Annotated in this window: 9 protein-coding genes; 6 read left to right on the forward strand and 3 right to left on the reverse strand. The window is 71.5% G+C overall.

Translation table 11 applies throughout. The features are described 5' to 3' along the window. Positions 1 to 22: 22 nt before the first annotated feature. From VGC13_RS28755 to VGC13_RS28765, 3 genes are all read right to left on the reverse strand, one after another. Positions 23 to 1,390, reverse strand: coding sequence for a TolC family protein (locus VGC13_RS28755; RefSeq protein ID WP_331128778.1), 1,368 nt, complete (start codon positions 1,388 to 1,390; stop codon positions 23 to 25). A 619-nt stretch (positions 1,391 to 2,009) separates the two neighbouring features. Beyond that, complete coding sequence (locus VGC13_RS28760; RefSeq protein WP_331128779.1) at positions 2,010 to 3,200, reverse strand: efflux RND transporter periplasmic adaptor subunit; 1,191 nt, start codon at positions 3,198 to 3,200, stop codon at positions 2,010 to 2,012. Positions 3,201 to 3,397: 197 nt separating this feature from the next. Further along, the gene (locus VGC13_RS28765) at positions 3,398 to 4,369 is read right to left on the reverse strand and encodes a sigma 54-interacting transcriptional regulator (protein ID WP_331128780.1); all 972 of its coding nucleotides are present in this window, start codon (positions 4,367 to 4,369) and stop codon (positions 3,398 to 3,400) included. Between the two features lie 1,131 nt (positions 4,370 to 5,500). Between VGC13_RS28765 and VGC13_RS28770 the strand changes: the two genes are divergently transcribed. The 6 genes from VGC13_RS28770 to VGC13_RS28795 all read left to right on the forward strand — a co-directional run bounded on the left by VGC13_RS28770 (position 5,501) and on the right by VGC13_RS28795 (position 12,571). Next, positions 5,501 to 7,582 (forward strand): carbon starvation CstA family protein, encoded by a 2,082-nt coding sequence (locus VGC13_RS28770; RefSeq protein WP_331128781.1) that lies wholly within the window; start codon positions 5,501 to 5,503, stop codon positions 7,580 to 7,582. Between the two features lie 291 nt (positions 7,583 to 7,873). Then, positions 7,874 to 8,803, forward strand: coding sequence for a hypothetical protein (locus VGC13_RS28775; protein ID WP_331128782.1), 930 nt, complete (start codon positions 7,874 to 7,876; stop codon positions 8,801 to 8,803). Next, positions 8,800 to 9,342, forward strand: a complete 543-nt coding sequence (locus tag VGC13_RS28780) for a hypothetical protein (protein WP_331128783.1) — start codon at positions 8,800 to 8,802, stop codon at positions 9,340 to 9,342. The genes VGC13_RS28775 and VGC13_RS28780 overlap by 4 nt, the downstream gene beginning before the upstream one ends. A gap of 112 nt (positions 9,343 to 9,454) precedes the next feature. Beyond that, the gene (locus tag VGC13_RS28785; RefSeq protein ID WP_331128784.1) at positions 9,455 to 10,186 is read left to right on the forward strand and encodes a hypothetical protein; all 732 of its coding nucleotides are present in this window, start codon (positions 9,455 to 9,457) and stop codon (positions 10,184 to 10,186) included. Between the two features lie 85 nt (positions 10,187 to 10,271). Further along, positions 10,272 to 11,105: a hypothetical protein gene (locus tag VGC13_RS28790; protein ID WP_331128785.1), complete on the forward strand. Its 834-nt coding sequence runs from the start codon at positions 10,272 to 10,274 to the stop codon at positions 11,103 to 11,105. Beyond that, positions 11,102 to 12,571 carry a sodium:solute symporter gene (locus VGC13_RS28795; RefSeq protein WP_331128786.1) on the forward strand — a complete coding sequence of 490 codons (1,470 nt, stop codon included), beginning with the start codon at positions 11,102 to 11,104 and terminating at the stop codon, positions 12,569 to 12,571. Before VGC13_RS28790 ends, VGC13_RS28795 begins: the two co-directional genes overlap by 4 nt. Positions 12,572 to 13,218 lie beyond the last annotated feature (647 nt).

Here is a 13,218-nt window from a genome sequence, read left to right on the forward strand (position 1 = left end):
CCGATGCAAGGCACGCCCAGGGTCACGGGCGGACCGGGGCGCCGGCGCGCTCCTCGAGCGTGGCCAGCGCGGCGGCAAACTCGAAGCGGGTGCGCAGCGCGTCGCGCTCGGCGCGGGAGGCGCGCTCCACGGCGTCGGTCAGGTCGTTCAGGGTCAGCGCGCCCACACGGTACTGCTCCTGCGCCAGCTCCAGCCGCTGGCGGTTCAGCCCCAGGGTGCGCTCGGCGTTGCGGGCCGCGCGGAAGGCGTTGTCCAGGTCCACCAGCGCCCCGCGCACCTCGCGCTCCAGCGCCAGCCGCTCGCCCCGGGCGTCCTCGCGCGCGGCCACGGTGGCCGCGCGGGCCGACTGGATCTGGTAGGTGGTGCGGTAGCCGGTGAACAGCGGCACCGACAGGCTGAAGTTGAGGCCGGCGCTCTGGTCCAGCGGGTTGATGCCCACCAGCCCCGCGTAGTCGGTGTAGCGCTGGTTGCGCCCCACGCTGGCACCCATGGAAAGCCGCGGCAGGCGCCCCGCGCGCGAGGCGCCGTAGCGCTCGTCCGACTGCGTCACCACCAGGTCCACCCGCTGGATGCGGGGGTGCGTGGAGAGCGACGAGGCCACCAGCGCCTCGGTGTTCAGTGTGGAGGGGTCGAACATGGCCGGCGGCTCGTCCGTGAGCCGCAGCCAGCCGCCCTGGATGACGCCCATGGCCTGGCGCAGGTCCAGCTGCGCCTTGCGGGCCTCGCCGCGGGCGCGCTCCAGCGCCTGCTCCTGCTCGGCCACGGCCACCTCCGCGCCCAGCACGTCCAGCGGGCCGCGCACGCCCACGCGCACCAGCGCCTGCGTCAGCACCAGGCGGTCGCGCGCGGAGGCCATCAGCTCCTCTTCCAGCCGGATCACCCGGTCGGTGCGCACCGATTCCCAGTAGCGGCGGGCCACGTCGGCGCGCATGCGGATCTCTTCGCTGCCCACGCGGGCGGCCACGGAGCCCTGCCCGGCGCGGGCGGCGCGCAGGTCGCGGCGCCGCTGCCCCCCGTCGAACAGGGTCAGCCCGCTCAGCGAGATGGACTGCGTGGAGTTGCTGCCGTTGCTTTCCAGCGCCTCTTCGCGGCGCACCACCTCGCCGAACTGGCCGGTGCCGGTGAGCGCGCGGCTGTAGCTGCCGCCCACCCCCATGCTAAGGCTGAGCTCGGGAAGAAACGCCCCGCGCGCGCGCCGCACGTCGGCCTGGGCCGTGCCGATCTCGGTGAGCGCGCGGCGGTACGCCGGGTTGTTCTCTTCGGCGGTGCGCAGCGCCTGCTGCAGCGTAAGCGGCTCGCCCTGCCGCGGCTGCGCGTCCTGCGCGCCCAGGTGCGCGGGGGCGGCGGCCAGGGCCAGCGCCAGCAGCGCGAAAACTCGGTTCGGCGTCATTGGGACCATGACTGATAGGATTCGATGGGCGGACACGTCCCCGGATCGCCGCACCCGGCCGCGGCGGCCGATACGGATCGGCGGATCAGGCGGCGGATCCAGGTGGATCGGTGGATCAGACGACAGATCCAGGCGGATCGGCGGATCGTGGAATCCGACGCACGCAGCCGGAGCGAATGAATTCGCCGCGGGAAAGGCGCAAAATCCGCCTGCGCGGATTCGTTGCGGCGGGTCCGGTGCACCGGTCAGGTCACGAGAATTCCGAAAGCAGATTCCTCGTCCGCTCGCCGGTTCGTCGCGAGAGGCGGGTTGCGGCGCGGCGCTCCCTCGGAATGACGATCCGGGTGTCTCCCCATCCTGCGGGGACAATCCCGGCGTGGTCGCCACACCGTCCGTGACCCTCCGCGGTGCCGGTCGCGCAGCCCCGCGCGGTTTGCGGGGCTTCCCGCTTTTCCAGCCGCGGGTTCACCCGCCCGGGACGAAACCCGCCGGCGGCGCCCCCTTCACCCCTTCACCCCTTCACCCCTTCACCCCTTCACCCCTTCACCCCTTCACCCCTTCACCCCTTCACCCGTTCACCCGTTCACCCGTTCACCCGTTCACCCCTTCACCCCTTCACCTACTGCGGCCGCCCGCCTTCCTTCTTCGCGTCGTCCACCAGCCGCACGCGCGCGTCGTGGATCAGCGTGTAGTGCCCCTCGGTGAGCACCACCTCGCCGGGCTTCACGCTGTCGGTCTCCACGCCCTGCGACACGATCTCGACCATGCTGCCGTTCTGCAGGCCGGTGGTCACGTAGCGCCACTTGGCCAGGCCGTCGGCGCTGCCGGGCTCGTACACGAAGAGCATGGCGCGGCGGTCGCGCTCCAGGATGGCGCTGCGGGGCACCAGCACGCGGTCGGCGTAGCGGCGCGCCTCCAGGCTGACGCGGGCGTACATGCCGGGAAGGATGCGGCCGCCGGGGTTGTCGACCAGCACGGTGACGCGCGCGGTGCGCGTGCCGCTTTCCACGATGGGGTTGATGGTCTGGATGCGGCCCGTGAACGGCTCGCCGGGGAACGCCGCGAAGCTCACGTTGGCCGTGCGGCCGGGCGCAAGGTGGGCGATCTCGCTCTCCAGCACCTGCACCTCCACGCGGATCGGGTCCAGGTCCACGATGGTCATCAGCTCGTCGCCGGTGCGCACCCACTGCCCGGGGACCGCCTTGAGCGAGGCCACGCGCCCGGTGATGGGCGAGCCCATGCGCGTGCGCGAGAGGTCCAGCCGGGCCCGGCGCAGGCGCACGTCGGCGGCCTCGACGCCGCTGCGGATGCTGGCGGCGGCCGCGCGCTCCCGGCGCACCGCCGCGTCCTCGATGCGGTCGTCGAACAGGGTGGCCTCGCGCAGCTTGTTCTGCGCGTCGGCCAGCGCCGCCTGCGCCTCTTCCACCGCCAGCGAGTACTCGGCGCCGTCCAGCCCCGCCACCGTCTGCCCGTTGCGCACCCCGTCGCCCTCGCGCACCGGCAGGCTGACGACGCGGCCGTTGACCTGCGCCACCAGCACCGTCTTCTGCCACGCCTCGGCTTGGCCGGCGGCGCTCACCGACATCACCAGCTCGCCCCGCGTGGCGGCCACCCCCTGCACCGGGATGGCCACGTCGGTGGCGAAGCCGGTGGCCGCGGAGGTCTGCACCAGCGGCGCCGCGGCGCCCTTGCCGGTGTCTTCACCGGAGGCGGCGTCGGCGCTCTGGATGCGGCCGTACACGGCGGCGCCGGTGGCGACGGCCACGACGGCGGCAAGGGCGCTGGTGGTGAGAGTGCGTCGGGTAGGCATCGGCACACGCGGGAAAAAGCGAAGAACGCTCGGCCGGGACGTCGACAGGCCAGGACCGTAAACCTATCTACAACAGCGAGTAAGCACAATTGGACGGCAAAAATCCGCCACCGTGCGTACAAGCCCGGATTCCGTTCATTATAGTAGACGCCACGCCGGCGGGAACAGTTGCCCTCCCCGGCGGACGTCCGGAAAGATCAGCCGTAGCGCTGCAGCTTGGCCCACAGGGTGGAGCGCGACATTCCTAGGGCGCGCGCCGCCACCGTCTTGTTTCCGCCGGCGCCGTTCAGCGCCTGGCGAATCATCTCCAGCTCGCGGTCCGGCTCGGTGGGCGCGGAATACCGCTCCGCCGGGCGCGCGAACGTGGACGACAACGCGAACGCGTCTGAGGGCGACACCACCTCCGCCGGCAGGTGCTCCGGCCCGATCTCGCCACCGACGGCGAACGCGGCGGCGGCGCGCAGCACGTTCTCCAACTCGCGGATGTTGCCCGGCCACGTGTGCCGCCGCAGCACCGCCAGCGCTTCGCGCGAGACGTGTGGGCGGGAGGTGCCGGGGCGGCGGTTCTTTTCCAGCAGTTGCTCGACGAGCGCAGGGATCTCGCCGCGGCGCTCGCGCAACGGCACCACGGTGTAGCGCAGTACAGAGATGCGGTAGAACAGGTCCTGCCGGAACTGCTTGAGCCCCACCATCTCTGGAAGGTCGCGGTTGGCGGCGGTGATCACCTGCACGTCCGCGCGGGTCTCCACCGGCGAGCCCAGCTTGCGAAAGCACCCGTCCTCTAGCACAGCCAGCAACTTGGGCTGGTTCTGCGGCGCCAGTTCCGCCACCTCGTCCAGGAACAGCGTTCCCCTGTTGGCCGCCTCCAGGAACCCCGCAGCCGCGTCGCGCGCGTCGGTGTAGGCGCCCTTCACGTGGCCGAACATCTCACGCTCGAACAGCGCATCGGGGATGGCCGCGCAGTTCACCCGCACGAAGGGCTGCTTTGACCGCGGTCCGGACTCGTGAATCAGCCGGGCCAGGTGCGTCTTGCCGCACCCGGTTTCGCCGGTGATGAGCACGGAGTGCCCGCTCTCGGCCGCCACGCGGGCAAAGCCGGCCATGTCAGGGAGCAGCAGGCTGCCAGCAGGGGCAAGGCGGATCTCTTCCAGAGACTCTGCGATGGACATCCGTACCTGGACTGCAAGGGGGATACGGCGGACGGACGCAGGATCCGGCCGGTCGCGGGACGAGGGGGGCCGTCGCGGAGCTTCCGCGACGGTCCCGGCTTGTCTGATGGGCCCGGGAAACGAATATGGATAGTCCGAAAACAGGCGCTCCACACTTGGGGCGCAGGTGCACGGGTGCGCAGTTCGGTGCTGCAACGAGTACTTGACCGGTGCGGCCCAAAGCTTCGAACACCATCCCCTTCAATCGCTTACGAAGATCTATAGCAAACATATGCATGTCAACCCCTGGCGGAAACAGCGTGTCCTGCAGATCAGCATGTGATCCCGCCGCCCGGGTCCGGAAGCGTCAGCGCACGCCTTCCACCCCGTATGCCACCAGCCGCGGCACGTCCAACGCGTCGGTCTGCACCGCGTACAGGCGGCGGCCGGTACGCATCACGTTGCTGCCAGTGGGGGGACGGCGGAGGCGGAGAAGCGGCTGCCTGGGTGGTACACCAGCCACTCCGACGGCTGCCCTCCAGCGCGGCCGACCGCGAAACCAGGCGCAACCCTGGTCGTCCACCACCATTCCGCTGCACCAGCGTCAGCGGAACCGACTCGCCGGTGCGGAACAGCTCGGTCAGTGTCAAGCGGGCCCACTGCACTGCTCCGGCGCGGGAAACTCCGCGCCCGCTGCCTAACCCTCCGGTGCAGCATCGGGACGGCAGGCGGAGGCAAGGGCAACTTCGGCAAAGGCGGCAAGGTGGATGGGGACGGCACGGTGACATCGGGACGGGATGCGGGACAGTGGCATCGATACCTCCAGAACACTACGGATGAAAGGGGGAGGAGGCCAAGCGCCGACCATCAGCATAGTCCGATAGGGAGCGCTCCCCAAAGCACATGCAGTCGCAGAGAGTGGGCCGCGCGCGTACTATCTCCGGCCTATCTTCTTACAAACACAGGCGACCCAACCAGATACCTCTGCCCCACGTGTTTCCGCGCGATCACCGCGCCACCGCCCGACCCGGAAGCCGTCGGCGCCGGAACGGTACGTCCCGCTTGGTCATCCCTCCCGCCGCGGGGGATAGCGCCGTATACTGTTGCCCGGTCTTCCAACGATCCTACCGATCCACTCCCCGCGTTCTCCCGATGCGCACGCACCTTCCCAAGCTGTTCTGGGCCGCCGTCGCCGTGCTGGGCACCGTGGCGCTGGGGCTCATCGCCCTGCACCGCGGCGAAACCATCAACGCCGCCTGGCTGGTGATCGCCGCGGTGTGCACCTACGTGGTGGCCTACCGCTTCTACGCAAAGTTCCTGGCCCGCCGCGTCTTCGAGCTGGACGACGGCCGCGCCACGCCGTCGGAGCGGCTGGACAACCATGTGGACTTCGTCCCCACGCACCGCTGGGTGCTCTTTGGCCACCACTTCGCGGCCATCGCCGGCGCGGGGCCGCTGGTGGGGCCGGTGCTGGCGGCGCAGTTCGGCTACCTGCCGGGGACGCTGTGGCTCATCATCGGCGTGGTGCTGGCGGGGGCGGTGCAGGACTTCGTCATCCTCTTCGCGTCCATGCGGCGGGACGGCAAGTCGCTGGGGCAGATGGCGCGCGAGGAGATCAACCCCACGGCGGGGTTCATCGCCATGGTGGCGGTGCTCTCCATCATGTGCATCCTCCTCGCCGTGCTGGCGCTGATCGTGGTGAACGCGCTGGCCCACTCGCCCTGGGGGCTGTTCACCATCGCCTGCACCGTCCCCATCGCCCTGCTGATGGGGTGGTGGCTGCACCGCTTTCGCCCCGGCCGCGTGCTGGAGGTGTCGCTGATCGGCGTGGTGCTTACGCTGGCGGCCGTGGTGGCCGGCGGATGGGTGGCGGAGAACCCGACGCTGGCCGCCCTCTTCACGGTGGAGAAGACGACGCTGGTGTGGCTGATGGCGGGGTACGGCTTCGTCGCCAGCGTGCTCCCCGTGTGGGTGCTGCTGTGCCCGCGCGACTACCTGTCGACGTTCCTGAAGATCGGGACCATCCTGGGGCTGGCCGCCGGCATTTTGCTGACGCTGCCGGAGGTCAAAATGCCGGCGATGACGCAGTTCGTGGACGGCACCGGCCCCGTCTTCAGCGGCAAGCTGTTTCCGTTCGCCTTCATCACCGTGGCGTGCGGGGCCATCAGCGGCTTTCACGCGCTGGTGGCCAGCGGGACCACGCCCAAGATGCTGACGCGGGAGGGTGACGCGCGGCTGGTGGGCTACGGCGCCATGCTGATGGAGTCGTTCGTGGGGGTGATGGCGATGGTGGCCGCGGGAATCCTGGACCCCGGCGTCTACTTTGCCATCAACGCGCCGGCCGGCGTGGTGGGCGCCACGCTGGAAGAGGCTACGCGCACCATCGCGGCGTGGGGCTTCGTGGTGACGCCGGAGCAGATGACGACGCTGGCCGCGCAGGTGGGCGAGGGGTCGCTGCTGGCGCGCACGGGCGGCGCGCCGTCGCTGGCGGTGGGGATGGCGCAGATCTTCAGCGGGGTGGCCGGCGGGCCCGGGATGGCGGCGCTGTGGTACCACTTCGCCATCATGTTCGAGGCGCTGTTCATCCTGACGACCATCGACACCGGGACGCGGGTGGGGCGCTTCATGCTGCAGGAGATCCTGGGGCACGTCTACCCGCCGATGGGGCGCACCTCGTGGTATCCGTCCATCGTGGTGTCGAGCGCGCTGGTGGTGGCGGGGTGGGCGTACTTCCTGTACCAGGGGGTCACCGATCCGCTGGGGGGGATCAATGCGCTGTGGCCGCTGTTCGGCATCAGCAACCAGCTGCTGGCGGCGGTGGCGCTGTGCGTGGGGACCACGGTGCTCATCAAGATGGGCAAGGCGCGCTTTGCCTGGGTCACGCTGGTGCCGCTGGCGTGGCTGGCGGTGGTGACCTTTACCGCGGGCTGGCAGAAGGTGTTCTCGCCCGATCCCAAGCTGGGCTTCCTCTCGCAGGCGAGCTCCATCCAGGCGGGGCTGGACGCCGGCCGCCTTCCCGCCGCCGCCAAGACAGTGGAGACGGCGCAGCGGATGATCTTCAACGCGCGGCTGGACGCGGTGGTCGCCCTGGTCTTCATGGCCGTCGCGGCGATGGTGATCCTGGTCTCCCTGCGCGAGTGGCTGCTGATCGTCCGCAAGCGCAAGCCGGCGGTGATGCACGAGGCGCCGTTCGTGCCGACGCAACTCGCCGCGGGGACCGCCGCCACGGGGTGAGGTCCGCGGGGCCAAAGCGCCACGGGCTGAAGCCCGCGGCTGGAAAAGCCATAAGCCCCGCCCTGGGCTCGCGGAGCTCGCCCGGCGGGGCTTCACCCCCATGGGCGCTCCGCGCAAACGAGGGTTACGCAGGGCGCGGCTCACGCGAGCAGGTGAAGCCCCGTTTTGCGAGGAACGAGCAAAGACGGGGCTTATGGCCGTTCTAGCGGCGGGCTTTAACCCGTGGCGTGGCGGGCGGGCGTGTCCGATCACGATGGAGATGCGATGCGGGGTGCGGCGGCGGGAGGTGCGTTGAATCAGGCGGCGGACGTAGCGGCGGGCGAAGACCTCGGCGCCGCGTGGATGCGGCACATGCGCGCGGGCGAGTGGGACGCGGCGTGGCGCGTGAGCGACCGCGTGCTCGCGTCGCACGCGGGCGTGGCGTGCTGGGATCGGCCGCGGCACGAGCAGTGGGTGTGGGATGGCACGCCGCTGGACGGCAAGCGGGTCCTCATCCGCTGCTACCACGGCCTGGGCGACACCATCCAGTTCATCCGCTTCGCGCCGCGGGTCAAGCAGGTCGCGGCGGAGGTGACGGTCTGGGCGCAGCCGGCGCTCATCCCGCTCCTCCGGACGGTGGGCGGCATCGACCGGCTGCTGCCGCTGCACGACGGCGACGTCGGCGTGGAGTACGACGTGGACGTGGAGGTGATGGAGCTTTCGCACGTCTTCCGCAGCACGCCCGACACGCTCCCCGCCATCGTCCCCTACCTGCACGCCGAGCCCGCGCGCATCCAGACCAGCGGCCGGCTCGCGGTCGGCATCGCATGGAAGGCGGGGGATTGGGACGGGCGGCGCAACATCCCCTACCCCCTGCTGGCGCCGCTGGCGCAGGTGCCGGGGATCGAGCTGCACGTGCTGCAGCGCGGCTCCGGGCTGGCGGAGCGGGAAGAGGGCTTCGGCATCCTCTCCGGCTCGGACGATCCCACGGAGGCGGCGGGGGTGATGCGGGCGCTGGACCTGGTGGTCTCCATCGACAGCATGCCGGCGCACCTTGCCGGCGCGCTGGGCGTTCCCGTCTGGACGCTGCTGCAGAAGGAGGCGGACTGGCGGTGGATGGAAGGCCGCGACGATTCGCCCTGGTACCCCACCATGCGCCTGTTCCGGCAGCAGACGGCGGGCGAGTGGGAGCCGGTGATCGCGCGGGTGGCGGCGGAGCTCCGTCGCCTGGGCGGCGGATGAGCGATCCGCGGTACCGCGTCGCGCGGCACGTCCCCGCGCCGCCGGACGAAGTGCTCGCGGCCATTCAGGGCTCCATCGCCGACGCGCGCCGAAGCGACATCCCGGCGCAGGTCCGCAAGGGCGTACGCGGCTTGGTGGGGAAGGTGCGCGGGGAGCGGTTCAGCATCTGGCTCGATCGCATCTGGGAGGGCGACCAGACGGAGCTGGTCGGCATGGTCGTCGCGGCCGAGGGCGGCGGCAGCGACGTACAGGCCTCGGCGGTGCAGGACCACAATGCCGGACCCACCGCGCTGGTGGTGTTCGGCATCGCGGGCGTCCTGGCGTGGACGGGGAACGGGGGTGTCGCGTGGGTGGCGGCCGGCTTCGGGGTGTTGCTGGTGGTCACGGCGGCAATCCGGAGCACGACCGGCATCACCAGCCACGACGAAGCCGCGTTTCTGCTGCAGTGGCTGCAGACCGCGCTCGATCCGCTCGCTCCGCCGGCCACCGCTTCCGCGCCGGACGCCGCCGATCCGGAATCATCCACGGCTGCATCGTAGCAGCCGCCCGGCCCATCGGCGTTTCGCGGGGCGCGCCGGGCGCACTATACTGTCCCGCTGCACCATCCATCGTCGCGCTGGACCCACTCGCGCACCTCGCCGGCATCCATCCATGCACATCATCCAACCGATCCGGACCTGGACGCGCACCGCTGCCCTGGCGGCGCTGTGCCTCGCTTTCGCCGCGTGCGGCGGCGGCGCGGAGGAGATGAAGAGCGCCGCGGCGGCGGACACCGTGCCCCTGGACACGTCGGCGATGGCGGTGGCGCGGCGGGCGCTGGGGCCGGACGTGCGGATGGCCGTCCCGTTTCGCCTGCAGCACCGCACGGCGCAGTTCGTGGCCGCGGCGCTGCCGGTGATGGAGTGGGTGCCGGACGTGTCGCGCTCCGGCAACAGCGTGGGCCCCGGCGGGCACGAGCTGGTGATCGTGGAGGCCATCGGCGATTCGTACGCGGTGCACAAGCCCGGCCTGTACGCCACCCGCGAGCCCTTCCTTCCCCGCCTGGACGACACCGCCACCGCCGTCCCCGCCGACAGTGCGCAAATCGCGCGGATGATGGGCGTGGCCGACGCGGACGGCGACGGCGACGCGGAGGTGTGGGCCGCGCAGTACCGCGCCGCGCGGGGCGGCGGCCACACCTGGGACGTGCGCGCCTACGAACGCGACGACCGCACCCTCTACCAGCTGATCGCGACGGCGAAGCAGGCGGGTGGCGTGGATGCGTCGGCCCACTCGTTCTCGGGCAACGTGGCGCAGAACCCGGCCATGCGGCAGTGGCTGGCGGCCAGGGTGGACGAGCTCGAGGCGGCGCTGGCGGCGATGCCGGCGGGGGGCGCGCGTTGATCCTTTCGCCGCTGGACCTCGTCCTCGTCCCGGCGTACGCCGCGTTCGTCTCCGCGCCGGGGCGGCCGCGGAGGGCCTCCGGCGAATGCCGCTGACCCACCGCACCGGGCGCGCGACCGCACCCTCCATGCACATCGGCGAACCCACCCGTACCCGCGCGCGGCGCGCCGCACTGGCCGCCGTGCTCTGCGCATCCATTCTCTCCGCCGCGTGCGGGGGCAGCCAGGCGGACGCCGCCGCGCCCGCGGGCGGCACGGCGGCATCCGCCGACACCTCCGCCATGGCCATCGCCCGGCGAGCGCTGGGGCAGGACGTGGGGATGGCGATCCCCTTCCGCACCCCGCACGGCGACGCGGGGTTCGTCGCAGCGGCCATCCCGATCCCCGGGTGGGTGCCGGACCAGGCGGAGCCGGGGAAACACGTGGAACCGGGGGGATACGAGATCGTGGTCGTGGAATCCACGCCGGGGGCGGACGCGGTTCGCAGGCCGGGGCTGTACACCAGCCGTCTTCCGTGGCTGGAGCGCTGGCACGACACCACGGGCTACCCCAGGCTGGACTCGGCCGCCATCGGGCGCATGTCGGGCGTGGAAGACGCCAACGGCGACGGGACGCCCGAGGTGTGGGCCGTGCAGTTCTTCAGGGGCACCAAGGGGTACGCGTGGCGCGTGCGCGCCTACGACCTCGACGCGCGCGGCGTGTACGAAGGAATGCTGGGCAGCGTCTGGGCCGGCGAGGGGCTGGATTCGGCCAGCTTTGCGTTCAACCGCCAGGCGGAGCAGAACCCGCACATGCGCCAGTGGGTCCTTCGCAGGGGGCGGCAGCTGGATTCCGTCTACGTGGACGGGCGGCGCCGCGAGCGCGCCGCCGAAGGCATGCCCGATTCCGTCCTCCCCGGGGCGGCGGAGCCCCGCCCGTGACCCTTTCGCCGCTGGACCTGGCCGTCATCCTGGCGTACGTGGCGTTCGTCGCCGTCCTGGGCGGGGTGCTGGGCGGAAAGCAGAAGGACGCCGGCGACTACTTTCTCGCGGACCACGCCATCCCCTGGTGGGCCGCCTGCTTCAGCGTGGTGGCGACGGAAACCAGCGCGCTAACCGTCATCAGCGTTCCCGCCACCGCCTACACGGGCGACCTGTGGATGCTGCAGCTGGCGGCCGGCTACCTCGTCGGCCGCATCGCCATCTCCGTCTTCCTGCTCCCCCGCTACTTTCGCGGCGAGATCGCCACGGCGTACGTGCTGCTGGAGCGCCGCTTCGGCAACGGCACGCGGCGGCTGGCGTCGCTGGTGTTCCTGGTGACGCGCGTTCTGGCGGACGCCGTGCGCATCTTCGCCACCGCCATTCCGCTGGCGGTCATCGCGCGCATCCCGGTCTGGCAGTCCATCGTGGCCATCGGCCTGTTCACGCTGCTGTACAGCTACTACGGCGGCCTGCGCGCCGTGGTCTGGGTGGACGTGGCGCAGATGTTCATCTACATCGTGGGCGGGATCGCGGTGCTGTGGGTGCTGGTCGGCCTGGTGCCGGGAGGATGGGAGGGGATCACGGCGGCGGCGGGGGACGCGGACAAGCTGCGGATCGTTCACCTGGACGGCGGCTTCGCCAAGGGCAACTGGCTGCTGACGGGGCTGGTGGGCGGCGCGTTCCTGACGATGGCCTCGCACGGGGCCGATCACCTGATCGTGCAGCGGCTGCTGGCCTCGCCCTCGCTGCGCGACGCGCGGCGGGCGCTGATCGGGTCGGGGATCCTGGTCTTTCTGCAGTTCGCGCTGTTCCTGGTGATCGGCGCGGGGCTGTGGGTGTTCTACGGCGGCCGCGCGTTCGCCCAGCCGGACGCGGTGTTCCCCACCTTCGCGGTGGAGCACCTGCCGCCGGGAGTGGCGGGGCTGGTGGTGGCGGCGATCCTGGCGGCGGCGATGTCGTCGTCGCTCAACGCGCTGGCCGCCGTTTCGGTGCACGACCTGTACGTGCCGCGCACCGGCCGCCGGGACGATGCCCACCTGCTGAAGGTGGGCAAGCGGTTCACGCTCGGCTGGGGCGTGGTGATGATCGCCGTGTCGCTGACGTTCCAGCTGCTGGCGGCGGGAACGCCGCTGGTGGTGATCGCGCTGCAGATTGCGTCGTTCACCTACGGCGGGCTGCTGGGCGGCTTTCTGCTGGGGCTGGTCTCCAGGCGCGCGGACGGGCGCGACGCGCTGACGGGCATGGGCATTGCCATCGCCGCGATGGCCTCGCTGTGGGCCCTGCAGCAGTTCAGCGCGATCCCCAGGGTGGTCGACACGCTGTGGTTCGCGCTGCTGGGCTCCGCCATCACCGTGGGCGTGGGGATGCTGAGCGCGCGGCTGCGGGGCGGGCCCGCCGTCGGCGAGCCCTCCCCCGGCGGCGCCTGAGTGCGCGCCCCCCTCCCGCAAACCGCGCGGGAAGGGGGATACACGGCACGGGCGGCGGTGTGCTTCGGCGAGTGGGGAGCGAGGGGCGGGCGCCCCCCTCCGGGCTCGCATTACTCGCCCACCTCCCCCAAAACTGCTGGGGGAGGTTGGATTGGGCGGGTTGGGGCGGCGGGGCGGCAAGGGCGAATGAATTCGCTGCAACGACCACACGAAGGCCGCCTTCGCGGACTGGCGGACGCGGGGTGAGGGCGGGTGCCTGCCACGTTGCGGGTTGGGGAAAAGCGGTCACATTGTGGCCAGCCGAAGCGCGATCGAATTCTCCCCTCTCCGTGAGGAACGAACGGGGAGGGGTCGGGGGAGGGGCACCCCGTCCGGCGCAGTTCGGCGCCGTTCGAAGCGCGCCGATCCCGACGAGCCCGCGTGAGGGATGCGCGCCCGCAGGGCCGAGAACACGGCGCGCGTGCACGAGCGAGGCGGAAACGCGCGGAGGCGGGTGCGCGCCGGGGGCTCGGCGCCGTTGGCAACAGTTGTATCGTTGCCTACGGCGCGCGCAGCCCGGCCCGGAGCGCAGCGGAGGGACACGCCCAAACCCGCCGTCGCAGTCGTCGTAGCCAGAGATCACAATACAACCAGTCCAGCGGGCGGGG

This window comes from Longimicrobium sp. (assembly GCF_036399255.1).
Classification (GTDB): domain Bacteria; phylum Gemmatimonadota; class Gemmatimonadetes; order Longimicrobiales; family Longimicrobiaceae; genus Longimicrobium.